Annotated in this window: 13 protein-coding genes; 3 read left to right on the top strand and 10 right to left on the bottom strand. The window is 68.3% G+C overall.

What is annotated here, in order from left to right:
* Positions 1–4: 4 nt before the first annotated feature.
* The 4 genes from AAHB16_RS12740 to AAHB16_RS12725 form a co-directional block, all read right to left on the bottom strand.
* Positions 5–1360: a TolC family protein gene (locus AAHB16_RS12740; RefSeq protein ID WP_150377163.1), complete on the bottom strand. Its 1356-nt coding sequence runs from the start codon at positions 1358–1360 to the stop codon at positions 5–7.
* A 121-nt stretch (positions 1361–1481) separates the two neighbouring features.
* Positions 1482–12605: an Ig-like domain-containing protein gene (locus tag AAHB16_RS12735; RefSeq protein ID WP_342051025.1), complete on the bottom strand. Its 11124-nt coding sequence runs from the start codon at positions 12603–12605 to the stop codon at positions 1482–1484.
* Between the two features lie 496 nt (positions 12606–13101).
* Entirely contained in the window at positions 13102–14301 is a 1200-nt protein-coding gene (locus tag AAHB16_RS12730; RefSeq protein ID WP_342051024.1) for an NAD(P)/FAD-dependent oxidoreductase, read from the bottom strand.
* A 29-nt stretch (positions 14302–14330) separates the two neighbouring features.
* Positions 14331–14840, bottom strand: coding sequence for an Lrp/AsnC family transcriptional regulator (locus tag AAHB16_RS12725; protein ID WP_109583084.1), 510 nt, complete (start codon positions 14838–14840; stop codon positions 14331–14333).
* A gap of 148 nt (positions 14841–14988) precedes the next feature.
* Here AAHB16_RS12725 and AAHB16_RS12720 point away from each other — a divergent pair, with 148 nt between their 5' ends.
* Positions 14989–16005 carry a 1-aminocyclopropane-1-carboxylate deaminase gene (locus tag AAHB16_RS12720; RefSeq protein WP_150377166.1) on the top strand — a complete coding sequence of 339 codons (1017 nt, stop codon included), beginning with the start codon at positions 14989–14991 and terminating at the stop codon, positions 16003–16005.
* A gap of 43 nt (positions 16006–16048) precedes the next feature.
* Here the strand turns inward: AAHB16_RS12720 and AAHB16_RS12715 are convergent, their stop codons facing one another.
* Positions 16049–17026, bottom strand: a complete 978-nt coding sequence (locus AAHB16_RS12715; RefSeq protein WP_342051023.1) for a Bug family tripartite tricarboxylate transporter substrate binding protein — start codon at positions 17024–17026, stop codon at positions 16049–16051.
* 40 nt (positions 17027–17066) lie between these two features.
* Entirely contained in the window at positions 17067–18218 is a 1152-nt protein-coding gene (locus AAHB16_RS12710; protein WP_150377168.1) for an L-talarate/galactarate dehydratase, read from the bottom strand.
* Positions 18219–18426: 208 nt separating this feature from the next.
* Here AAHB16_RS12710 and AAHB16_RS12705 point away from each other — a divergent pair, with 208 nt between their 5' ends.
* Positions 18427–19422, top strand: coding sequence for a LacI family DNA-binding transcriptional regulator (locus AAHB16_RS12705; protein WP_342051022.1), 996 nt, complete (start codon positions 18427–18429; stop codon positions 19420–19422).
* Positions 19423–19530: 108 nt separating this feature from the next.
* On the opposite strand, the gene AAHB16_RS12700 is transcribed toward AAHB16_RS12705, so the two are convergent.
* From AAHB16_RS12700 to AAHB16_RS12685, 4 genes are all read right to left on the bottom strand, one after another.
* On the bottom strand, positions 19531–20253 hold the full coding sequence (locus AAHB16_RS12700; protein ID WP_342051021.1) for a glycosyltransferase: 723 nt from the start codon (positions 20251–20253) through the stop codon (positions 19531–19533).
* Positions 20250–20885: a class I SAM-dependent methyltransferase gene (locus AAHB16_RS12695; protein WP_342051020.1), complete on the bottom strand. Its 636-nt coding sequence runs from the start codon at positions 20883–20885 to the stop codon at positions 20250–20252. Before AAHB16_RS12695 ends, AAHB16_RS12700 begins: the two co-directional genes overlap by 4 nt.
* Positions 20882–21952: an acyl-CoA dehydrogenase gene (locus tag AAHB16_RS12690; protein ID WP_342051019.1), complete on the bottom strand. Its 1071-nt coding sequence runs from the start codon at positions 21950–21952 to the stop codon at positions 20882–20884. The genes AAHB16_RS12695 and AAHB16_RS12690 overlap by 4 nt, the downstream gene beginning before the upstream one ends.
* 103 nt (positions 21953–22055) lie before the next feature.
* Complete coding sequence (locus tag AAHB16_RS12685; RefSeq protein ID WP_150377173.1) at positions 22056–23888, bottom strand: ABC transporter ATP-binding protein; 1833 nt, start codon at positions 23886–23888, stop codon at positions 22056–22058.
* Positions 23889–24062: 174 nt separating this feature from the next.
* Between AAHB16_RS12685 and AAHB16_RS12680 the strand changes: the two genes are divergently transcribed.
* Positions 24063–24407, top strand: a complete 345-nt coding sequence (locus AAHB16_RS12680) for a DUF4148 domain-containing protein (protein WP_150377174.1) — start codon at positions 24063–24065, stop codon at positions 24405–24407.
* Positions 24408–24511: the final 104 nt, after the last annotated feature.

Below are 24511 nucleotides of genomic sequence, written 5' to 3'. Positions count from 1 at the left end.
CCTCTCATTTGCCGGCTCCCAGTTCCTGCTCGCGCAACAGGTCGACGAATCGGCCCACGGCCACGTGCGCGCGTACGCGCGCGACGGTGGCGTCCGCCATGGCGCTGACCCATTCCTGCTCGGCGATAAAGATTTCTCGCTCGGGATTGAGCACGTCGGTCAGCGTGCGCTTGTTGAGGATGTACTCCTGCCAGTACAGATCGCGCGAGGCGCGCAGCAGGGCGATCATCTTTTCGTAGCTTTCGCGCCGGGCCAGCGCGCCGGCGGCTTCGCTCGACGACGCGCGCAACGCGGTACGCGCGATCAGGCGCTGGTTGTCGAGCGCATCCAGCGCGGCGCGGCGTTCGGCCTGCGCGGCCGCGATGCGGTGCTGGTTGAGGCCGCCGAGCGAGAAATCGCCGGAGATCGATACGCCGACCCAGGTGTCGTCGAGGGCGTTGGCGGGGCCGGTCGACACCGAGCGGCTGACCCCCACGCTGACGGACGGGAAGCGTTCGGCTTCGGCCTGCGAGACATGGGCTTGCGCGGCTTCCACGGCGGCGCCCGCCGCCAGTACCGCGGGCGTCTGTTCGACGTTGCCCGTTTCGTCGCCGAGGTTGCGGATATCGCCGTCGGTGTTGTTGAGGTCCTCGACCTGCTCGGGCTTGATGCCGATGAGCTCCGCCAGGCGCGAGGCCGCGACGTCGAAGCGGCTGCGCGCGCGCAGCTCGTCTGACTTCGCGCGCTGGATGGCGATGTCGGCCATATTGCGATCCGAGTTGACCGACAGGCCGGCACGGACACGGTCGCCGATCTTGGCGCGCGTGGCCGTGAGCGCTTCCACCTGCCGCTGCGCGGCGGCGACGATCTCCTGGCTGGCGGCGAGCTCCACGAAGGTGGCCGCGGTGTTCTGCGCGATCGTCTCCATGGTGTCGGACAGCAAATGCCGGTTGCGGCTGAGTGTGGCATCGGCCGCGGCAATGCGGCTCTGGGTTCTGCCGAAGTCATAGACCAGCTGGCTCACGCCCACCGAGCTGCGCACGCCCGCAAGGTTGCCACCGGTGCCGTACGTGCCGCCGTAGCCGGGGCGCACGCCATATTCGAGCTTCGGATACCAGGCGGCCTTGGCCACCGCGATCTCGGACGTGCTTTGCGCGATCACGGCGTTGGCACGGCTGATGTCGGGATGCCGCGAGATGGCCAGGCCGATGGCTTCGCGGATGCCGATGCCCTGCACCTGGATATGGCGCATGCCGCCGGTGCTGTCGATGGTCGAGGACGGGGTGGGCGGGGCAGCCAGCGGGGACGATGCGGGCAGCATGTACTCCGATGGGGCGGCAATGGCCCCGGCGTACGCTAGCGCGAGCGTACAGGCGGCCATCGCGCGACTGAGGTGTTCTGGACGGATGGTGGGCAATTGTTGCGGTCGTGAGTGCGTCAGGGGGTGGTTGCCCTCACCCCCGGCCTCTCTCCCCCCGAGGGGGGAGAGAGGGTCAATCCCTTCACACCACCAGTTGGTGGTTCGCCAGCAAGGTCTCCAGGTTCGTCGTCACGTTGTTCAGCGTCACCAGCGTCTGCGACGAGAACGCGGCGCCCGCGCCGTCGCGGTCGATGGCGATGATCGTGTTGCCGTTGACGTTGGTCACGCTCACGAAGTTGCGGATCGCGTCGCCGGCATCGATCGTGGCCACGCCGTTGACGTAATGCGCCGGACCATCCGCGTCGTGCTGGTACCCCACGAGCAACGCCGAGATATCGATCCGGTCCGCACCGGTCTGGTTCGGGCCCGAGGCCACCACGAAATCCGTGATCACGTCGCTGCCGTTGCCGGCGGTGTTGTCGGTGCCGTTGACCTCCCAGAGGAACACGTCGCCGCCCGTGCCGCCCGTCAGCGTGTCGTTGCCGCTGCCACCGATCAGGATGTCGTTGCCCGCGCCGCCGTTGAGCGTGTCGTTGCCGGCCCCGCCACGCAGCAGGTCGTTACCGCCGCCGCCATTGAGCGTGTCGTTGCCCGCATAGCCGTACATCCGATCGTCGCCGGCGGAACCGTTGAGCGTATTGGCGGTCGTGGTGCCTTCGATGATCGTGGAGGACTGCGTGCCGCCGAGCAGGTTGGTCAGCACGCCGGCACTGAGCAGCTGGCTCGCGGTGCTGGTGGACGTGAGTCCGGTGGTATCGGTCGCCGAGATCGTCAGCGAGTTCAGCAGCGCGGCGTTGACACCCAGCAGCCCGTTGCTCAGCGTGACCGACCCGAGCAGCTCGTTGAGGTGCAGGTTGTCGATCGGCCCGCCGTCGAGCGACGTGACCGTAAGCAGCGACGACGCGCCGATCCCGAGCACGCCCGGGTTGTTCACCACCGTGAACCGCAGCCCGAGCTCGGCCGCGAGCGTCTGGTTGGCGTTGAGCGTCTGCAGTGCCAGCAGGTCCAGCACGCCTCCGAACGAGATCTGCACCTGCTGGATATTGTTGTTGTAGTCGCTGGCCGCGAAGAACTGCTGTTGGCCGAGCTCGATGAGCCCCAGCACGTTCGCGTCGGCGATGCCGAGCAGCCCACCCGCATCGCGCACCGTGACCTGCGGTGCGACGTTGTGGTTGATGGTCAGCGCCTGGCTCGCGATGCCGCCGATATTGCCGGCCGCATCGACCACGCGCGTGCTGATGGTGTAGCTGCCGTCGGCCAGCACGCCGCTCGAATACCAGGTCCACGCGGTGCCCGCGACGATCGCGTTCGTCCACGTGGTGCCGCCATTGAGGCTGACCTGCAGCACTTCGCCCGCGCCCAGCGCGGCGCTCAGCGTGCCGCCGACGATCGGCGTGGTATCGCCGGTCACGAAGTCGCCGATCGTGCCCGTGTCGTCGGTAATCGTCGTGATCGCCGTCGTGACGGTCGGCGCCACCGTGTCGATCGTGAGAGTGAACGCCGCGGTCGGCGCGCTCACGTTGCCCGAGGCATCGGTCGCGGTGACGGTCAGCGCGTACGTCCCGTTGCCGAGCGCCGTCGGGGTAAAGCTCCAGTTGCCCGTGCCATCGACCACCACCGTTCCGAGCAGCGTGGCGCCGTTGAACACGCTGATCAGCGCGCCCGCCTCGGCGGTGCCGTTCAGCGTCGGTGTGGTGTCGTTGGTGCTCGCGCCGCTGAGCAGCGTGCCGACCACGGGCGCCACGTTATCGACCACGCTGGAGATGACGGGCACGGTCGGTGCCAGCGCATCGACGGTCGCCGTCACGCGGGGGCTGGTATTGCCGGCCCCATCGACGGACGTCACGCCGACGACGATACCGTTGCCCAGCGCGGGCGATGGCGAGAAAGACCACGTGCCGCCCGCGGTGGCGGTCACCGAGACATCGGCCACGCCATCGCCGTTGAGGTCGATGGCGACGACGCTGCCCGCCTCCGCGGTGCCGGTGAGCGAGGTGCCGCTCGCACGCGTGATGACCGGCGCGACCGGCGCGATGGTATCGACGATAAAGCCGAAGGGCGCGGTGGCGCCGCTGATATTCCCGACCGCGTCCGTGGCGGTGACGGTCAGCGCGTAGGTGCCGTTGGCAAGGGCCGGCGTCGTGAAGGACCAGTTGCCGTTGACGTCCGCGACGACGGTGCCGAGCAGCGTCACGCCGTTGAATACGCTGACGGTGCTGCCCGCTTCCGCGGTGCCGATCAGCGTCGGCGTGGTGTCGTTGGTACGCCCGCCCAGCGCAATACCGCCCACCACGGGCGCTACATCGTCGGTGACGGTCAGGAGGATCGGCACGGCTGGCGCGAGCCGGTCGATGACCGTGCTGGCGGGAGCGCTGACATTGCCGGCCGCGTCGGTGGCGGTGACCGCGACCACGGTGCCGTTGACGAGCGGCACGGCGGGCGTATAGGTCCACGTGCCGCCGGCGGTGGCCGTGACCGTCGCATCGGCCACGCCGTCGCCGTTGAAGTCGAGCCCGACGAGGCTGCCGGCTTCCGCGGTACCGGTCAGCGTGGTGCCGTTGCTCGCGCCCACGGTGGGCAGCGCGGGCGCGGCGGTATCCACGCGGAACGTGAAGCCGCCGCTGGCGACGCTGGTGTTGCCGACCGCGTCGGTCGCGGTGGCGGTGATCGTGTAGGTGCCGTCGATGAGCGCGGGCGGCGTGAAGGTCCACGCGCCGCCCGTTGCCGTGACGGTGCCGAGCAGCGTGGTGCCGTTGTAGATATTGACGATGCTGCCGGCCTCGGCCGTGCCCGTGAACGTCGGCGTGGTGTCGTTGGTCACGCCATTGGCCAGGATCGACCCGAGGCCCGGCGCGACGTCGTCGGTCACGGTCAGCAGGACCGGCGCGGCGGGCGCCGCCGCATCGACGATCGTCGAGGCGGGCGGGCTCGTATTGTTGGCCGCGTCGGTCGCGGTCACCGTGACGACGATGCCGTTGCCGAGCCGCACGGGCGGGGTATAGGTCCATGCGCCGCCCGCGCTGGCGAACACCGAGACATCGGCGACGCCGTCACCGGTAAGGTCGATATTGACGCGGCTGCCGGCCTCGGCGGTGCCGGCCAGTACCGTGCCGTTGGTCGCCGCGATGGTCGGCAATGCCGGCGGCGTGGTGTCGTTGAGGTTGATGTTGACCGTCGTCGAGGCGCCGGCGGGGCTGGGATTGCCCGCGCGGTCGGTCGCCGTGACCGTCACGACGACACCGTTGCCGAGCGCCGTGGTGGGTTGATACGACCAGTTGCCGCTTGCATTGACCCCGACCGTGGCATCGGCCACGCCATCGCCATTGAGGTCGATATTGACGAAGCTGCCCGCTTCGCCCGTGCCCGACAGGATCGTGCCGTCGGTCGGCACGACCGTCGGCGCCGGCGGGGGAGCCGTATCGATGGTGATCGCGAAGCTCGTGCTGGCGCCGCTGGCATTGCCGGCCGCGTCCGTGGCGACGGCCGTGAACGTATACGTGCCGTCGGGCAGGCCCGTGGCCGGCGTGAACGTCCAGTTGCCGAGCGGATCGGCCGTGGCCGTGCCGACCAGTGCGGCACCGTTGAAGATATTGACGGTGCTGTTGGCCTCGGCGGTGCCCGCGAGCGTCGGCGTGTTGTCGTTGCTGAAGCCGCCGGGGCCCACCGCGCCCAGTACCGGACCGAAGTTGTCGGTGATGCTGGCGATGACCGGCGTATTCGGCGGCGCGGTGTCGATCACGAGCACGAACGGCGCGCTGGGCAGGCTGACATTGCCCGCGTCGTCGGTCGCTGTGATCGTGAGCGTGTAGGTGCCGTCGGCCAGGTCGTCTGGCGGCGTGAACGTCCACGCGCCCCCGGTGGCCGTGACGGTGCCGATCAGCGTCGTGCCGTTGAAGATATTGATCGTGCTGCCGGCCTCGGCGGTACCGGCCAGCGTCGGCGTACCGTCGTTGGTGCTGCCGCCCGAGAGAACGGTCCCGAGCACGGGCCCGACGTTGTCGGTCACGCTCACCAGCACTGGCGCGGCCGGCGCCGCGGCGTCGATCGTCACCGTGGCCGCGGTGCTGCTGTTGCCGGCCGCGTCGATGGCGGTCACGTTGACGACCGCGCCGTTCGCCAGCGGGGTCGCGGGCGTGTAGGTCCAGTTGCCCGCCGTGTCGGCGATGACCGTGGTATCGACGGTGCCGTCGTTGTTGAGATCCAGCCCGATCGTGGTGCCCGCGTCGGCGGTACCGCTCAGCGTGGCGGCGGTATTCAGGACGATGACGGGCACCGTGGGCGGCGTCGTGTCGATCGTCACCGTGAACACCGCGCTCGGCGCGCCGATATTGCCCACGGCATCGGTCGCCGTCGCGGTCAGCGTATAGGTGCCTTCGGGCAGTCCCGCCGTCGGCGTAAAGGTCCAGTTGCCATTGATGTCGGCGGTGGTGGTGCCGACCAGCGCGGTGCCGTTGAAGATATTGACCGTGCTGTTGGCTTCGGCGGTGCCGGTCAGCGTCGGCGTCGTGTCGTTGGTGCTGCCGCCCGACAGCACCGGCCCCGTGACCGGGGTGACGTTGTCGGTCACGCCGGAGATGACCGGCGCGGGCGGTGGGGCTGCATCGATGACGGTCGTGGACGGCGTGCTCGCGTTACCCGCGGCATCGATCGCGACCACGCTGACCGTGGTCCCGTTGGCCAGCGCCGGTGCGGGCGTATAGGTCCAGACGCCGGCACCGTTGGCGGTGACCGTGGCGTCGGCGGTGCCGTCGCCATTGAGGTCGAGGGCAATGGTGCTGTTGGCGGCGGCCGTACCCGTGATCGACGTGCCGTTGCTCGCGGCGATGACCGGCGGGGGCGGCGCGACCGTATCGACGGTCAGCGTGAAGGTGGCGGTCGGCGTGCTGACGTTGCCGGACGCGTCGGTCGCGGTGGCGGTCAGCGCATAGGTGCCGTCGATCAGCCCGGTGGCGGGCGTGAAGGTCCAGTTGCCGTTCGCATCGGCGGTAACCGTGCCGATAAGCGCGGCGCCGTTGAAGACGTTGATCGTGCTGCCGGCTTCGGCGGTACCCGATAGCGTGGGCGTGTTGTCGTTGGTGCTGCCGCCCGTGAGCACGGGGCCGACCACCGGGCCGACGTTGTCGGTCACGCTGACGATGACCGGCGCCGCTGGCGCGACGCCATCGATCGTCACGCTGGCCGCCGCGCTCGTGTTGCCCGCGGGGTCGGTGGCGGTGACGCCCACCACGGTACCGCTGGCGATCGGCAGCACGAGCGTGTAGCTCCATGTACCCGCCGGAGTGGCCGTGACGCTCACGTCCGCGGTGCCGTTGCCGTCGAGGTCGATATTGACCGTGCTGCCGGCAACCGCGGTACCGGTCAGTTGAGAGAGGATCGCGCCATTGCTCGGGTTGACCGTCGGCACGGCGGGCGGCGTGGTGTCGATGACCACGTTGAACGCGGCGCTCGCGCCGCTGACGTTGCCGGCGGGATCGGTGGCGGTGGCCGTCAGCGAGTAGTTGCCGTCGAGCAGCGCGGGCGAGGGCGTGATGGTCCAGACGCCGAGACCGTTGGCCACGGCCGTGCCCACGAGCGTGGTGCCGTTGAACAGCTGGACGGTGCTGCCGGCTTCGGCCGTGCCGGTGAGCGTGGGCGTGGTGTCGTTGGTGACGCCACCCGACAGGATGGGTCCGACGATCGGTGCGGCATCGTCGGTGGCGCCGAGAATGACCGGCGCCGACGGCGCGGCGCGGTCGATGACCGTGGTGGCGGGCGTGCTGGCATTGCCGGCCGCATCGACGGCGACCGCGACCACCGTGACGCCGTTGAGCAGCGGCGTGGCGGGCGTGTAGGTCCAGTTGCCGCTTGCGTTCGCAACGACCTGCGCGTCGGCGGCGCCGTCGCCGTTGATATCGATCGCGATGGTGCTGCCGGCGACGGCGGTACCCGAGATCACGTTGCCGTTGCTCGGCGCGATGACCGGCGGCGGCGGGGGGGCGGTGTCGACGGTGAACGTGAAGGCCGCGCCGGGCGCGCCCACGTTGCCGAGCGCGTCGGTGGCCGTGGCGGTGACCGTGTATGTGCCGTCGGGCAGAGCGGTCGTAGGCGTAAAGGTCCAGACGCCCGAGCCGTTGGCCGTGACCGTGCCGAGCAGCACGGTGCCGTTGTACAGGTTGATGGTGCTGTTGGCTTCGGCCGTGCCGGTCAGCGTGGGCGTGGGATCGTTGGTGACGCCCCCGGCGGAAATCGGACCGGTGACGGGGCCCACGTCATCGAACGCGCCCGTGAACACGGGCGGTGCCGGCGGTGCCGAGTCGATCGCCGTGCTGGCCGGCGCGCTCACGTTGCCGGCCGCATCGACGGACGTCACGGTGATGACGGTGCCGTTGGCGAGCGGCGGCGCGGGCGAGAACGACCAGGTGCCGCCTGGCGTGGCGGTGACCGTCACGTCGGCCACGCCGTCGCCATTGAAGTCGATGCGCACGAGCGTGCCCGCATCGGCGGTACCCGACAGCGCGGTACCGTTCGTCGGTGCAACGGTCGGCGCGCCGGGCGGCACCGTGTCGATGGTGACCGTGAACGCCGGCGTCGGCGCGCTGACGTTGCCGACGGCATCGGTCGCCGTGGCGGTCAGCGTGTAGGTGCCGTCCGTCAGCCCCGCGCTGGGCGTAAAGCTCCAGTTGCCGTTGGCGTCGGCATTGGCGGTGCCGATCGGCGTAGCGCCGTTGAAGATACTGATGGTGCTGTTGGCCTCGGCCGTACCGGACAGCGTCGGCGTATTGTCGTTGGTCGCGCCGCCCGACAGGATCGGGCCGGTGACCGGTGCCGCGTTGTCGGTCACACTCGTGATCGCGGGCGCGGCCGGCGCGGCACGATCGACCGTGAGCGTCGCGGCGCCGCTCGTGTTGCCCGCGGGGTCGGTGGCGGTCACGTTGACCACCGTACCGTTGCCCAGCGGCAATGCGGGCGTATAGCTCCACGTGCCGCCCGGCGTGGCCGTAACGGTCACGTCGACGGTGCCATTCCCGTCGAGATCGAGATTGACCGTGCTGCCGGCTTCCGCGGTACCGGTCAGCGTGCTGCCGTTGGTCGGCGCGATGGTCGGCACGGCCGGGGCGGCGGTGTCGACGACGACGGTATAGCCCGTGCTCGGCACGCTGATATTGCCGACGGCATCGGTGGCGGTGACCGTGTACGTATGGCTGCCGTCGTTCGCGCCAGTCGGCAGCGTGAACGTCCACGTCCCCCCCGTGGCCACGGCCGTGCCGAGCAGTGTCGTGCCTTCATACACGCTGACCGTGCTGCCGGCTTCGGCCGTGCCCGACAGCGTGGGCGTGGTGTCGTTGGTGCTGCCGCCGCTGAGGACCGGTCCGCGCGGATCGGTGGCAACCACGATGACGGGTTGCGCGGGTGGCGCGCCATCGACGGTGGCCGTGCCCGCCAGGCCCGTATTGCCGGCCGTGTCGGTGGCGGTGGCGCTCACCACGGTGCCGTCCGGCAGACGCGTGGCGGGCGTATAGGTCCAGTTGCCCGCGCTGTCGGCCTGGACCGTGACGTCGGCGGTGCCATCGCCATCGAGATCGAGATTGACGGTGCTCCCGGCCTCGGCGGTGCCCGTCAGCACGGTGCCGTTGGTTGCCGCGATGGTCGGCGCCGCGGGCGGCGTCGTATCGACGATGCTGCCGTCGACCGTGGTCGTGGCCGCGCCGCTCGTATTGACGGCGGCATCGGTCGCGGTGACGCTGACGACCGTGCCGTTGGGCAGCGGCGTGGCGGGCAGGTACGACCAGTTGCCGCCGCTGTTCGCGACGACGGTGGCGTCCGGCGTGCCGTCGTTGTCGAGGTCGATGTTGATGGTCGCGCCGGCTTCCGCCGTGCCCGTGAGCGTCGTGCCGTTGGTCGCGGTCACGCTCGGCGCCGGCGGCGGCGTCGTGTCGACGGTAATCGTGTAGACGGCGCTCGGCGCGCTTTCGTTGCCCGCCGCGTCCGTGGCCGTCACGGTCAGGCCATACGTCGCATTGGCGGTCAGCGCCGTGGTCGGGGTCACGCTCCAGTTGCCGTCGATATCGGCGGTGGCGGTGCCGATGAGCGTGGTGCCGTTGTACAGGTTGATGACGGCGCCCGCCGCGGCGGTGCCTGTCAGCGTGGGCGTGGTGTCGTTGGTCGCGCCGCCGTTGACGATCGCACCGAGGCCCGGCAACTGATCGTCGGTCGCGCCCGTGACGACCGGCGCGGCGGGCGCGGCGGTGTCGATGACGATCGTATAGGGCGCGCTGGGCGTGCTCGTGTTGCCTGCCGCATCGGTCGCGGTGACGGTGACGTTGTACGTGCCGTCGGGCAGGCCGGCCGGTGGCGTGAAGGTCCAGTTGCCGCCCGTTGCCACGACGGTGCCGAGCAGCGTGGTGCCGTTGAAGATCTGGATCGTGCTGCCGGCCTCGGCGGTGCCTGCAATGGTCGGCGTGTTGTCGTTGGTGCTGCCACCGTTGCCCACGGGACCGGTGACCGGCGCGACATTGTCGGTGACGGAGGCGATGACCGGCGGCGCGGGCGGCGCGGCATCGATCGTCACGGTGGCGGGCGGGCTGCTGTTGCCCGCGGCGTCGACGGCCGTCACGTTGACCGTCGCCCCATCGGCAAACGGCGTGGCGGGCGTGTAGGACCACGTGCCGCCGGGTGTGGCCGTCACGGTGACGTCGGGCGTGCCGTCGTTGTTCAGATCGATCGCCACGATGCTGCCCGCGAGGGCCGTCCCCGCGAGCGTGCTGGCGCTGCTCTGTGTAATGACCGGCGTGGCCGGCGGCGCGGTGTCGATGGTCAGCGCGAACGGCCCGCCGGCCTGGCTGACATTGCCGAGCGGATCGGTGGCCGTGGCCGTAAACGAATAGGTGCCGTCGGGCAGGTCCGCCGCGGGCGTGATGCGCCAGTTGCCGTCGACGTCGACGAGCGCCGTCCCGACGAGCGTGGTGCCGTTATAGACGTTGACGGTGCTGCCGGGCTCGCCGGTACCGGTGAACGTGGGCGTGGGGTCGTTGGTGCTGCCGCCGCTCGCGACGGGATCCGTGCCCGGTGCGACGTTGTCCGTGACCGTGCCGAACAGCGGTGCCGGGGGCGGGGCCGCATCGACGGTCGTGGTGGCCGGCGCGCTCGCGTTGCCGGCCGCATCGACGGCGGTCACGGTGACGACGGTGCCATTGGCGAGCGCGGGCGCGGGGGTGTACGTCCACGTACCGCCGGGCGTGGCGGTGACCGTGGCTTCGGGCACGCCGTCGCCATTGAGGTCGATGGCCACCACGCTGCCCGCGACAGCGGTACCGGACAGCGTGCCGCCATTGGTTGCGGCAATCGTCGGCGCGGCGGGCGCGGCCGTGTCGATGGTGAGCGTGAACGGCGCGCTCGGATTGCTGACGTTGCCGACCGCATCGGTCGCGGTGATGGTCAGCGCGTAGGTGCCGTCGGGCAGCGCGGTGCCGGGCGTGAAGGACCAGTTGCCATTGGCGTCCGCCGTGACGGTGCCGACCAGCGCGGTGCCGTTGTAGATGTCGATCGTGCTGTTGGGTTCGGCGGTGCCTGTCAGTGTGGGCGTGCCGTCATTGGTGCTCGCCCCGCTCGAAAGCGGACCGGTCACGGGCGTGGCATCATCGGTCACGCTGCCGAGTACCGGCGCATTGGGCGCGGCGGCATCGACGGTAACGCGCGCGGGCTCGCTCGCGTTACCCGCGGTGTCCATCGCGGTCACGGTGACGACCGTGCCGTTGGGAATCTGCGTCGCGGGTGTGTAGGTCCAGGTGCCGGCGTTGGTGGCGGTGACGGTCACATCCATATTGCCGTCGCCGTCGAGGTCGATGCCCACCGTGGCGCCCGCTTCCGCGGTGCCGCTCAGCGTGGTGCCGTTGGTCGGGGCGATGGTCGGCAGCCCCGGCGGCGTGACGTCGGCCAGCGTCGAGGTGGCCGGCAGGCTCGTATTGCCCGCCGCGTCGCTGGCCGTCACGCTGACCACGGCGCCCGGTGCCACGGGCGTGGTGATCGCATAGGACCAGTTACCGTTGGCATCGGCGACGACGGTGGCGTCCGGCGCGCCGTCGCCATTCAGATCGATGCGAATCGTGCTGCCCGCTTCGGCGGTGCCGGTCAGCGCGGACGTGTCGCTCTGCAGGATCGTCGGCGCGCCCGGCGCGACCGCATCGACCGTTGCCAGCGCGGCGGGGCTCGCATTGCCGGCCGCATCGGTCGCGGTCACGGAGACCACGGTGCCATTCGCGAGCGGCGTGGCGGGGGCATAGTGCCAGTTGCCGTTGGCGTCGGCGGTGACCGTCGCGTCGGGCCGCCCGTCGCCATTGAGATCGATGCTGACGAGACTGCCGGCCTCGGCCGTGCCCGAGAGTTCCGCGCCGGCTGTCGGATTGATCGTCGGCGTGGCCGGCACGGTGGTATCGACCACGACATTGAGTTCGGTCGGCGTGCTGGGCGTACCGTCGGCATTCACGTTCGTGACGACGATCTGGTGCGCGCCTTCGGCGAGCCGCGGCACCATATAGGTCCAGTTGCCGTTGGCGTCGGGGGTGACGGTGACCGGCGGCTGGCCGTCGATCGAGATCAGGATGCTGCCGTTCGGCGGGGAGATCGTGCCGCTGAGCGTGGGCGCGGCGTCGCGCGTGTACTGCAGGCCGGAACCGGGTATCACGTTGCCGACCGGCGCGACCGAGGGCGGACTCGGCGGCGTACCGGGTGTACCGGGCGTGCCGGGCGTGCCTTCGCCGGGCGGCGTGCCGCCACCCCCTCCGCCCCCGCCGGTGTTGCCACCGTCGCCCCCGCCACCGCCGCCGGCAGCGGCCGCACCGATGCCTACACCCGCGGCGAGGCCGAGCAATCCGAGCAACGCCTTCGTCGATGTGCTCATGCCGATCGCCTGGTATGCCACCGCGCCTTCCGCGATGCCATCGCCGCCGGGCACCATCGCCTGATCGAACGATGCCAGCCAGCGCCCGTCTTCCTGCACGAACACGAGGTTGTTGTACTGCGCGCCGTTCGTGAAGAAGCCGTCGATCCGGAGCGTCTGCCCATTCTTGAAGCTGATCAAGAGATCGTTGCCCTCGCGCGCGTAGTTGGCAACGTTCTCCTTGCTGGCGGCCACGAGGAAGTTCGTTTTGCCGTCTGGCGCGGTGACCGTACGGGTCCCTGCGGCAACAGCGAAGTCCGTATGCTCATTCAAAGCGGCGGGCGAGGCCATGCTCGTTCTCCTTGTTGTGTCAGCGTGCAGGCGCTATGGCGGGGGCGGGCGCGGCGAACCGAACTTGTGAAGCGTGCGTGGTGCCGTCCGCCATCCACCGGTCAGACAAACCGTACCCCGCAGCAAGAGGAAGAAATTGCAAAATTCGGGTGCATTTTGATTGCTTTATTACAAGGGTCGATAAAGCTTGCACGTCTATTGAAATAACACTGCACGTAATTTCACGTGTTTCAAACGCTCGCTAGAAAAGTGAGAGCGTTGGAAACCCAAGCCAGATGCCATGTCCGAGGACATTCCGCGTGGCATGATGGCTTGAATCGAGGTCCATAAAAAATTATTTAATTTGGAATTAAATAACAATTAAGTGAGCCATGCGGCGCGAGATAATTGTGCTGAATGACTTTAGCGTAAACGGCGTGTTTTTGACATTGCCGTATTTGAGGAGGGAAGTAAAACGAAAGGGCGTTTGAATTCGGCACGCCCCTTGGGGGAAGGGCTAGGACAGCAGCGCGTCCGCGATCTGGTCCGCGGTATTGACCGAATCGGTGAGGCCGAGGTGGCCGTGGCCCACGGCGAGCCACAGGCCCGGGTGGCCCTTGGCCGCGCCGACGACCGGCACGGAGTCCGGCATGCACGGGCGATGGCCCATCCACGACGTGGTCGTCGCGCTCGACAGGCCCTCGAACGTGTCGCGCGCGATGGCGGCCAGGCCGTCGAAGCGGCGCATGTCCGGCGCGCGCGTGAGGCCCGCGATCTCCACCGTGCCGCCCACGCGCAGGCCTTCTTCCATCGGCGTGACGAAGATCTTGCGGTCGGTCAGCACGACCGTGCGCGACACCACGCCGCGCGTGCCGTTGAACTGCACGTGATAGCCGCGCTGGCTTTCCAGCGGCAGCGCGATGCCGAGCGGGTCCAGCAACTTGCGCGACCATGCGCCCGCGGCCACGATCACATGGTCGGCGGCGTACTTGTCCTGTGTGCCGCTGAGCGTCCACTGCGCGCCGCGATGGGCGATGCCGCGAATCTCGTCGCGCGCGAGCACGCCGCCGCGCGCGACGAATGCATCGGCAATGGCCTGCGTATAGCGCGCGGGGTTCAGGATCGTCGCGTGGTCGGTCAGGTACATCGCGGACGTGTAGTGCGCGGCGATATTGGGCTCCAGCGCTTCGATGCCGGCGCGATCGAGCCGTTCGAAGCGGAAGCCGAAGCGCTCGCGCATTTGCCACGCCGCGGCATCGTCGTCGAGCGCGGAGGCATCGCGATAGAGATGCAGGTGGCCGCGTTGCAGGAACAGCTCGGGCACGCCGACCTCGCGCGTGAGCGCGGCATGCTTGTCGATGGCGCCCTTGTGCATGGCCGCGAGGGCCGTCGCCGCGCGTTCGACGCGGCGCGGGGTGGCGGACAGCACGAAGCGCGCAAGCCATGGCGCGGCGGTGGGCAGGTACGCGAGCGGCAGATGGAGCGGGCCGTCCTTGTCGCGCAGCATCTTCGGCACGGAGGCGAGCACGCCGGGCATCGCGAGCGGGGCGACCGAGCTTTCGCTGATGGCGCCCGAGTTGCCATAGCTGCAGCCCGATGCCGGGCCTTCGCGATCGATCAGCGTGACCGTGGCGCCGCGCTTGCGCAGCGCCAGCGCGATGCAGCAGCCGACGATGCCGGCGCCGACGACGGTAATGGAGGGAGAGGTGGGATGCATGGCGAGAGAGTGTACCAACACGATCGCCGCTACACCGTCAGCTGGGTATTCGACAGCACCTGCTTGAGCACCATGAAGGTCCGGATCTGGCGCACGCCGGGCAGATACAGCAGCTGCTCCGCGTGGAGCTTGTTGAAGCTGTCGTTATCGCGCGTGCGGATCATCATGAAGTAGTCGAACTCGCCCGTGACCTCGTGGCATTCCATGCAGCCCGTGATCTTCTGCGCCGCCTTCTCGAACGCGGCGAACGAGTCGGGCGTGGAGCGGTCCAGCACCACGCCGATGATCACGAGCATGCCCACATCGAGCATGCGCGGCTCCAGCAGCGCGACGATACCGCGAATAAAGCCGCCAGCCTTGAGCCGCTCGACCCTTCGCAGGCATGCGGGCGGGCTCAGGTTCACCTTGTCCGCGAGCGCCACGTTGGAGATCGAAGCATCTTTCTGCAGCGCGCGGAGGATGGCCTTGTCGGTACGATCGAGCTCGGGCCGCTCGGCGGGCGGGGCACGAAATTTTGTTCCGCGTGAAGTCGTTGCCATGGAATTTTGGAAGGAGTCTTGGAAAGGGTGACATGTAATGTTCGGTCTATCCAGCAATCTTTGCAAGCACGTTTCGCCGACAAATGCCTACTATTTCCCCTGTCGGAATTCCTCTTCAACGAGCCTGTCACCCCCACGGAGCATTGCCATGAATCTCAAGCGTTTCCCGCGTCATCCGCTGACGTTCGGACCCAGCCCCATTCAGCCGCTCGAGCGCCTGAGCAAACACCTCGGCGGCAAGGTCGAGCTATATGCCAAGCGTGAGGACTGCAACAGTGGCCTGGCGTTCGGCGGCAACAAGACGCGCAAGCTCGAGTACCTGATTCCCGATGCACTGGCGCAGGGCGCCGATACGCTGGTGTCCATCGGCGGCATCCAGTCGAACCAGACGCGCCAGGTAGCAGCGGTGGCCGCGCACCTCGGCCTCAAGTGCGTGCTGGTGCAGGAGAACTGGGTCAACTACTCGGACGCCGTGTACGACCGCGTCGGCAATATCCAGATGTCGCGCATGATGGGCGCGGACGTGCGTCTGGTGGCCGACGGCTTCGACATCGGTATTCGTCCGAGCTGGGAAGACGCGATGCAGAGCGTGCGCGACGCCGGCGGCAAGCCGTACCCGATTCCGGCCGGCTGCTCGGAGCATCCGCTGGGCGGTCTGGGCTTCGTCGGCTTTGCCGAGGAAGTCCGCGCGCAGGAGAAGGAGCTCGGCTTCAAGTTCGACTACATCGTCGTGTGTTCGGTGACGGGCAGCACGCAGGCCGGCATGGTGGTGGGCTTCGCCGCAGACGGCCGCGCGGACCGCGTGATCGGCATCGACGCATCGGCCAAGCCGCAACAGACGCGTGACCAGATCCTTCGGATTGCACAGAACACCGCGCATCTGGTGGACCTGGGCCGCGATATCACCGAGGCCGACGTGGTGCTGGACACGCGCTATGGCGGTCCCGAGTATGGCCTGCCGTCGGACGGCACGCTCGAAGCGATTCGCCTGTGCGCGCGGCTGGAGGGGGTGATGACGGATCCGGTGTACGAGGGCAAGTCGATGCAGGGGATGATCGACAAGGTGCGGCTCGGCGAATTCCCGGAAGGCTCGAAGGTGCTGTATGCCCACCTGGGCGGCGCGCCGGCGCTGAACGCGTATAGCTTCCTGTTCAAGGACGGCTAAGAATGGTTTGCCCTCTCCTTGCGGGGGGAGAGGGCATCCTGAATCAATCCGCCGTAATCTTCCCCACCTCGATCACCTTCTTCCAGCGCGCATACTCGTTGGCCTGAAACGCCGCAAACTGCTCCGGCGTGTTGGCCACGATCTCGAATCCGAGTTCCAGTAGCTTGGGCTTGACCGACGGATCGTTCAGCGCCGATACCACCGCCGCCTGCAGCTTCGTCTTCAGGTCCGCCGGAATCCCCTTCGGCGCGGCAATCGCCTGCCACGAGTAGACCGTCACCCCCTTGATCCCCGCCTCGTCCATCGTCGGCACATCCGGCAGAATCGGCGACCGTGCCGTGCTCGTGATGGCCAGCGCGCGAATCTTGCCCGCCTTGATATGCGGCACCGCGGTGTTGATGTTCATGAAGGTCGCGTCCACCTGTCCACCAATCAGGTCGTTGAGTGCCGGCGCGCCGCCCTTGTAGGGCACATGAATGCCATTGGTGTTCGTCTGCTGCCAGAACAGTTCGGCGGTCAGATGGTCGCTCGTGCCGTTGCCGGCCGACGCGAACGTCATCTTGTTCGGATGCGCTTTCTCGTACGCGATCACGTCCTGAATCGTCTTGTGCGGCGAATTCACGGGCACGGCCAATACGTTGGGCGCCTGCACCGCCACGCTGATGTAGTCGAAGTCCTTCAGCGGGTCGTAGCCCGCGGTCTTCGTCAGATGCGGTCCAATGACGAAGGGCCCGAGCGACGAGACGAACAGCGTGTAGCCATCGGCCGGCGCGCGCTTGGCCATCGCGGCGCCGATCATCCCCGCCGCGCCCGGGCGATTGTCGATGACGAAGCTGCCCCCGAACTGCTGCGCGAACTTCGCGCTGAGAATGCGCGCCACGTTGTCGGTGGAACCGCCGGGCGGGAACGGCACCAGCATGGTCACGGGTTTCTCGGGCCACGCCGCCGCATTGGCGGCCGAGGCGGCCAGCGAGGTACACAGCGCGAGGCCCGCGCAGAAGGTGGCAAGCAGCTTGTTCATCGTTTGTCTCCAGTGTTGTTCTGATGTCGTTCGGGTGGGGTCAGCTACGTTCGCCGAACTCCGCGTGTTCGCGCGTCCAGGCCCGCGCCTGTTCGCTGATGCTCACGCCGATGCCGGGGCGCGTCGGCACCACGATGCGGCCGTCGCGGATATCGAGACGCTCGTTGAACAGCGGCTCGAGCCAGTCGAAATGCTCGACCCACGGTTCGCGCGGATACGCCGCGGCCAGATGGATATGCAGCTCCATCGCAAAGTGCGGCGCGATCATGAGTCCCGCATGCTCGGCCAGCGAGGCCACCTTGAGGAACGGGGTAATCCCGCCCACGCGCGGCGCATCGGGCATCAGGTAATCGGCGGCGCGATGACGGATCAGGTCCCAGTGCTCGGCGGCGCTGGTCAGCATCTCGCCCGTGGCAATCGGGGTATCGAACGCGGTGGCGAGCGCGGCATGGCCTTCGTGGTCATAGGCGTCGAGCGGTTCCTCGATCCACACGAGGTTGAATGCCTCGAACGTGCGGCACATGCGCTGCGCGGTGGGCCGGTCCCACTGCTGGTTGGCATCGACCATGATCGGCACCGCGTCGCCCAGGTGCTCGCGCACGGCCGACACGCGCTTGATATCGAGCGCGCCGTCGGGCTGGCCCACCTTGAGCTTGATGCCGCCGATGCCGCGCTCGACCGATGCCGCCGCATTGACCAGCAACTGGTCGAGCGGCGTGTGGAGGAAGCCGCCGGACGTGTTGTAGCAGCGCACCGCGTCGCGATGCGACCCCAGCAGCTTGGCCAGCGACAATCCCGCGCGCCTGGCCTTCAGATCCCACAGCGCGACGTCGAACGCGCCGATGGCCTGCGTGGAGAGGCCGCTGCGGCCCACGGAGGCGCCGGCCCAGCACAGCTTGTCCCACAGGCGCGCGATATCGCTCGGGTCTTCGCCGAGCAGGGCGGGGGCGATCTCGCAGGCATGTGCGTACTGACCGGGGCCGCCGGCGCGCTTCGAGTAGCTGAAGCCGATGCCTTCATGGCCATTGGCGGTGCGGATCTCCGCGAACAGGATGGCCACTTCGGTCATCGGCTTCTGGCGGCCGGTCAGCACCTTGGCATCGCTGATCGGGGTGGCGAGCGGCAGGTAGCAGGAGGACAGGCGAATCCAGCGGATGGCGTCCTGGCTGGCGGTGGCGGGCGATACGGTCATGGTCGGCAAACTCTCTGATGTTCTGAATGACAACGTTGTCATTTTGAGGCGTAACGCGGGCTGAATCCCTGCGCCTTCACGCTATCCGCGTATAATCGGCGCTACTTCCTGGTGACAACGGTCTGAATGCTAACGTTGTCATTTCCGCCGGTCAACCGGTTCCGGCCCGGTATCCGTAGAGAATTACCCTGAGTCGAATTGCCAAGCCATGAGTAATAACAAGGCCCCCAAATCGGTGACGCTGCACGACGTGGCGCGCGAGGCGGGCGTTTCCCTGATCACCGCGTCGCGCGCGCTGGGCAACCCGGGCATGGTGTCGGAGAAGACGATCGCGCGCGTGCAGAAGGCCGTGGAGGCCACGGGTTACTTCCCGAACCTGATGGCGGGCGGGCTCAAGTCCCGCAAAAGCCTGATGATCGGCGCGCTGGTCCCGAACATCGCGGTGGCGCAGTTCCTGCCGACGGTCAAGGCGCTGACCGACGCGCTCGATGCCGCGGGCTACCAGCTGATCCTCGGCCAGACGGGCTACGACCATGCGCGCGAAGAAGCGCTGCTCAACACGATGATCAGCCGCCGTCCCGATGGCATCGTGGTGACGGGGCTGATCCACTCGCAGGTCTCGCGCGACCGCCTGCGGCGCGCGGGCATTCCCGTCGTCGAGACCTGGGACCTCAGCGACCGGCCCGTGGACATGGCGGTGGGGTTCTCGCACGTGAAGGTAGGCAGCGCCGTCGCGGGCTTCTTCCTCAATCAGGGCCGCCGTAGACTCGGCATCGCCACCGGCGACGACCAGCGCGCCGCGGTCCGCCGAGAAGGCTTTGTCGCCACGGTCGGCCACGACGTCCCCACCGCGATCGTCCCGGCGCCCAGCAGCCTCGAACTCGGCCGCCGCGCGTTGACGCAACTGCTGGAGCAGGACCCGGAGATCGAGGCCATCTTCTGCAGCTCCGACCAGCTCGCGCAGGGCGTCATGGTCGAAGCCCAGTCGCGCGGCCTGCGCATGCCCGAGGACCTGGCCATCTGCGGCTTCGGCGACGCCGACTTCGCCGCCCATATGAATCCGCCGCTGACAACGGTACAGGTAGACGGCGCCGGTATCGGCGCGATGGCGGCAAAGCTGCTGCTGGACCGCTGCAACGGCGCGACCGTGGCCGAGCCGGTGGTGGACGTGGGCTTCAGGATCGTGGAGCGGGGAACGACTTGAGGCGAAGCGTGGCTGATTAGCTCACCGTCTTACGTCTTTTGCACCGTCTCCATCCTGTCCGCGTGCGGCAACGCATGGATGCCTTCCGGCAGGCGTTCATGCAGCGCTTCAGGGCCGCAGATCCGGCGATTCATCGAGCAGTTCGCTGACCACAGGCACCGCGTCTGCCGCCTCTCCGCGCAACCGGCACAGGAAGTCCGCGAAGCCGCCGCGGCAGCGGCTCGTGGCGCGGCTGCTCGTGACGACCTCGGGCGCCGCGCTCCAGGCGATGTGGGCGTCGATGGCCTGCAGGCGTTCCACCAGTGCGACGTCTTCGCTCGTGGCAATGGCCGGAAAACCGCCGGCCTTCACGTAGGCGTCGGCCGTCAGCCCGAAGTTGGCGCCGTGCACATGCCGGTGGTCGCGCCGGCGCTGGTAGTGCGCGGCAAAGCGTCGGGCCACCGACGACGGGTGGTGGCTCCAGTCGTCCACGGTGACAAGCCCGCAGACCGCGTCCGCGCGCTCGTTCAGTTGTGCGACGAGCCAGTCCGGCGCGACGCGGCTGTCGGCGTCGGTGAAGGCGAGCCAGCGGGCGCGGGCGGCCAGCAGGTATTCGGCGCCCGCATGCCGCGCCACGCCGACGTTGCGTGCGTCGATCGTCAGGCAGGCAAGCCACGGGCCGAGGTGCCGCTCGACGATTTGCGCGGAACCGTCGCCGCAGGCGTCGAGCACCGTGACGATGGTGACGGGCTCTCCGTCGAGCGCGGGATGCAGCGATGCCTCGCGCAGCGCGTGCAGGCACGCTTCCAGATGCGCTTCTTCGTTATGAACCGGAACAACGATGCCGATCATGGGGCCTCCTCGCGGCTGCGGAGCGGACGCGGATTGGGGGACCAGACGTCGAGTTGAAAATCGGGTTCGAGGTGATGCGCATGGCGATGCAGCCGGGGCTGGCGGCCAATGCAGGCGTGCAGGACGCGCGTGGACAGCGTGCGGCCTTCGAAGTCGCGGGCCCAGTGGCACGCGACGATCGCGCCGTCGTCGCTCAGGCACGCGGCGGCGCGCGTGACCACGTGCTGCCACTGGTCGGCGGACAGGTAGTAGCCGAATTCGCTTAGCACGACGAGGTCGAACGTCTGTGCGGGCCAGTCGCGCGGCAGCGTGCCGACCCGCAGCGTGATGTTTCGATGGGCGGCAAGCCGTTGCTTGGCGAGCGCGATGGCCTGCGGCACGGTATCCATGGCGAGCACATGGCTGGCGCGGCGCGCGAGGGCGCCCGTCAGCAGGCCGTTGGCGCAGGCGGGCTCGAATACCCGCGGATAGCGGCGATGGGGCAGGCTCGCGAGCAGCAGTTCGCGCTTGCGCGCTTCGTACCAGAGCGATTCGAAACCCCATGGGTCGGGGCGCGCGAAGATGGCCTCGAACTCGGTGTTCTTTGGCGCGTCATTGGACGCACTGCGGTCGGCGTGCTTGATCGTGGTCATAGCGCCCACTCCGTGTTGCGATCGGCGGCGATATGCGTCCCGAGCGCGGCAAGGTCGCGCTCGGCGTGGCTCTGGCGTACGAATACCGGCAGGTCCGCGTAAAGCGCGGCCAGGCGCGCATCGCGGCATAGCGGCCCGGCCCCGAGCGCATTGCCCGCATGCTGCAGCGTGTGCGCGACCGCGGCCTCGATCACCGTGCGTGCGCGCAGGGCGTGGGCCATCGCGTCTTCCCCGGGATGGGCGTCGATCCATGCCGCGGTCTCGCGCAGCAATGCCGCGGCGGCATGCAACTGGCCGTCGATGCTGCCGAGATGCGCGGCTACATGCGGATCGGCACGGCGCGCGAGCGATGCGCGGAGTGCATCGGCAAAGGGCAGTACCGCGCCGTACCAGCACGCGGCGATGCCGGCGCCGCCGTGCCAGAACCCGGGACGATCGAGGTAGGCGTCGGCGCCGCCGAGCAGCAGGGCCGGGGTGTCGTGGAACAGCACGTCACCGCTATATGTGCGCGCCATGCCGACCGCGTTCCAGCCTTCGTCGGTGGCTATCGCGCCCATACCGGGCGCGATGGGCACGATGGCAAGGCGGCGTGCGCCCGCATCGTCGCGGCAGGTCATGAGCGCGTGCGACACTTCGCGGGCGCCCGAGCACCATGCCTTGCGGCCGGAAAGGCGGACGGGCACCGTGCGCATGGCGCGCATCGGCCCTGTCTGCGAAGCGGCCAGCCCAGCGTCCCGACGCAGGGCGTCCAGGGTGTCAGCGCCGATATCGGGGCCCGGTCGTGCATCGACCGTGGCAAACGGCGGCTCCGCAGCCCATACGGCCCACTGCGTCGACGCAGCGGGCCGTGCGCCGGCAAGCTCCGCGAGGATCGCCAGCGCATCGAGGTGCGATTCGAACAGCTTGATCGCGACCGTGCCGTGTGTATGCGCCACGCGCGCCAGCAGGCGCCAGCGCTCGAGCGTGCGTCCCGCGGCGGGTAATGGGGCATCTGCGGCCGGCGCGTAACGATCGATCAGTTCGCGCAGCGCAGCGGGTGTTGCGGGGTGTTCCGCGCGGATATCCATGATGCGGGCTCGGTCTATGCATTCAAGTTCAGCATAGGAGCCTTGCGTCTTCGCAGGCACCAGCGGCGCGCCGCGAGGTGATGTCAGCGAAATCCCACGTGCTTCAGTCCACCCCTACGAAGCCCCCGGTCTGATGCGCCCACAACCGCGCATAGAGCCCACCCCGCGCCAGCAGTTCCGCATGCGAACCCGTCTCGACGATATGCCCGCCATCGAGCACCACGAGCCGGTCCATGCGCGCGATGGTGGACAGCCGGTGCGCGATCGCGATCACGGTCTTGCCCTGCATCAGCGTCTCCAGGCTTTCCTGGATCGCGGCCTCCACTTCGGAGTCCAGCGCCGACGTGGCTTCGTCGAGGATCAGGATCGGGGCGTCCTTGAGCAGCACGCGGGCAATCGCGATGCGCTGCCGTTGTCCGCCCGACAGCTTGACGCCGCGTTCGCCGACGAGCGCATCGAGGCCGCGATGGCCACTGCCATCGACGAGGTCGTCGATAAAGTCGGCCGCCCGCGCGCGTACCAGCGCTTCCCGCAACTCGGCCTCGGTGCTGTCGGGCTTGCCGTAGCGCAGGTTGTCGCGAATCGAGCGATGCAGCAGCGACGTGTCCTGCGTGACCATGCCCACCTGCGCGCGCAGAGATTCCTGCGTGACCGTCGCGATGTCCTGATCGTCGATCAGGATGCGGCCGGACTCCACGTCATGGAGCCGCAGCAGCAGATTGACGAGCGTCGACTTGCCCGCGCCCGATGGCCCCACCAGCCCGATCTTCTCGCCGGGCCGCACGACGAGCGTCACGTCGTCGATCACGCCGCCGCCCTTGCCGTAGTGGAAACCCACGTTCTCGAATCGCACCTCGCCGTGCGAAATCGCGAGCGGCGTCGCATCGGGACGGTCCACCACGCGCCGCGGCACGGCAATCGTCTTCATGCCGTCCTGCACCGAGCCGATGTTCTCGAAGATCCCGTTGACCACCCACATGATCCAGCCGGCCATGTTGTTGATGCGAATGACGAGCCCCGTGGTCAGCGCAATGGCGCCCGTGCTGACGGCGCCCTGATTCCACAGCCACAGCGCAATGCCCGTCGTGCCCGTGATCAGCGCGCCATTCATGATGGCGATGGTGACGTCCATCGCGCTGACCACGCGGCCGGCCATGCGGCTCTTGTCGGTTTGGTCCGCCATCGCGTCGCGCGCGTAGCCTTCCTCGTGGCGGGTATGCGCAAAGAGCTTGAGCGTCGTGATGTTGGTATAGCCATCGACGATTCGTCCCATCAGCCGCGAGCGCGATTCTGTCGCCATGGCCGAACGTTCCTTGACGCGCGGCGTGAACCACGCGAGCGCGAACACAAAGCCGAACATCCACAGCGTGAGTGGAATCATGAGCCTCCAGTCGGCTTCCGCGAACAGCAGCAGCGAGCTGACCGCGTAGATGAGCACGTGCCAGAGCGCATCCACGGCCTGCACCGAAGAGTCCCGCAGCGAGAAACCGGTTTGCATGATCCGCTGCGCGACGCGTCCCGCAAAGTCGTTCTGGAAGAACGACAGGCTCTGCTTGAGCACGTAGCGATGGTTCTGCCATCGCACCATATTGGCCAGGTTCGGGTTGATGACCTGATGCACGAGCAGGTCGTGCAGCCAGATCATCAGCGGGCGAAAGATCAGCGCGACGAACGCCATCCACAGCAGCTCGCCGCGATGGCGCGAGAAGAACGTGCCGTCGGGGGCTTCGCGCGCCAGATCGACGAGGCGGCCGAGAAAGCTGAACAGCGCGACCTCGACCAATGCGCCGATCAGTCCGACAAAGAGCAGGGCGGTGAACACGCCGCGCACTTCGCGCAGGAAATGCAGGTAGAACGGCCAGATTCGGTCTGGCGGCTGGGAGTCGGGCAGGTAGCGGAACGGATCGATCAGGCGTTCCAGTCGGCGGAGTGGCATGCGGCGGTCCTCGTTGGCTCCCGAGGATGATACGCCTCGCGCGTTACTGACGATTTTGTAATGATTCGGTCAGTCTCGGGTCAGTGCCCGGCGCCAATACTGCGTACAAGTTCATCGCACGATGAATGCACCTTCGAAGCGAAGGCCAACCAAACTCAGAGAGAGGTACGCATCATGAAAACCCTTGCACGCACACTGCTCGTCGCCTGCACCCTGGCCGTCCCGGCCATCTCGTTCGCTCAATCGGTCGATCAGAACGGCCCGCTGACGCGCGCCGAAGTCCGCGCGGACCTGGTCCGTGTGGAAAAGGCCGGCTACCATGTCGGCCCGGGCCAGGACGCCAACTATCCGGTGGATATCCAGCGCGCCGAAGCCAAGATCGCCGCGCAGCAGGTCGCCTCGCTGGGCCAGTCGTCGGTACAGCCGCAACGGTCGGGCTTCACGCTCGTCGCCGCCAACACGGGTCACCAGCACTACCGCATCGACGATCCCCGTAGCGTCTACACCGATGGGGCCTGATGTCTGACCCCGCCCGCATCCACGTCGCGCGCGCACCTCAGGTGCCGCGCGCGCGGCGCGCAAGCCCACCCGGTGCCGTGTACAGGGTACCCCCAGTATAGGCC

This window comes from Cupriavidus sp. OTU4054, assembly GCF_038440175.1.
Taxonomy (GTDB): Bacteria; Pseudomonadota; Gammaproteobacteria; order Burkholderiales; family Burkholderiaceae; genus Cupriavidus; species Cupriavidus pauculus_D.
The sequence above is the reverse complement of the archived record's forward strand: the minus strand, read 5'-3'. Positions and strand labels throughout refer to the sequence as shown.

Coding starts and splice junctions, on each gene's coding strand:
- AAHB16_RS12690 (WP_342051019.1), bottom strand. CDS start 21,952: ATGGATATCCGCGCGGAACACCCCGCAACACCCGCTGCGCTGCGCGAA.
- AAHB16_RS12700 (WP_342051021.1), bottom strand. CDS start 20,253: ATGATCGGCATCGTTGTTCCGGTTCATAACGAAGAAGCGCATCTGGAA.
- AAHB16_RS12705 (WP_342051022.1), top strand. CDS start 18,427: ATGAGTAATAACAAGGCCCCCAAATCGGTGACGCTGCACGACGTGGCG.
- AAHB16_RS12730 (WP_342051024.1), bottom strand. CDS start 14,301: ATGCATCCCACCTCTCCCTCCATTACCGTCGTCGGCGCCGGCATCGTC.
- AAHB16_RS12695 (WP_342051020.1), bottom strand. CDS start 20,885: ATGACCACGATCAAGCACGCCGACCGCAGTGCGTCCAATGACGCGCCA.
- AAHB16_RS12740 (WP_150377163.1), bottom strand. CDS start 1,360: ATGGCCGCCTGTACGCTCGCGCTAGCGTACGCCGGGGCCATTGCCGCC.
- AAHB16_RS12685 (WP_150377173.1), bottom strand. CDS start 23,888: ATGCCACTCCGCCGACTGGAACGCCTGATCGATCCGTTCCGCTACCTG.
- AAHB16_RS12735 (WP_342051025.1), bottom strand. CDS start 12,605: ATGGCCTCGCCCGCCGCTTTGAATGAGCATACGGACTTCGCTGTTGCC.
- AAHB16_RS12710 (WP_150377168.1), bottom strand. CDS start 18,218: ATGACCGTATCGCCCGCCACCGCCAGCCAGGACGCCATCCGCTGGATT.
- AAHB16_RS12720 (WP_150377166.1), top strand. CDS start 14,989: ATGAATCTCAAGCGTTTCCCGCGTCATCCGCTGACGTTCGGACCCAGC.
- AAHB16_RS12725 (WP_109583084.1), bottom strand. CDS start 14,840: ATGGCAACGACTTCACGCGGAACAAAATTTCGTGCCCCGCCCGCCGAG.
- AAHB16_RS12680 (WP_150377174.1), top strand. CDS start 24,063: ATGAAAACCCTTGCACGCACACTGCTCGTCGCCTGCACCCTGGCCGTC.
- AAHB16_RS12715 (WP_342051023.1), bottom strand. CDS start 17,026: ATGAACAAGCTGCTTGCCACCTTCTGCGCGGGCCTCGCGCTGTGTACC.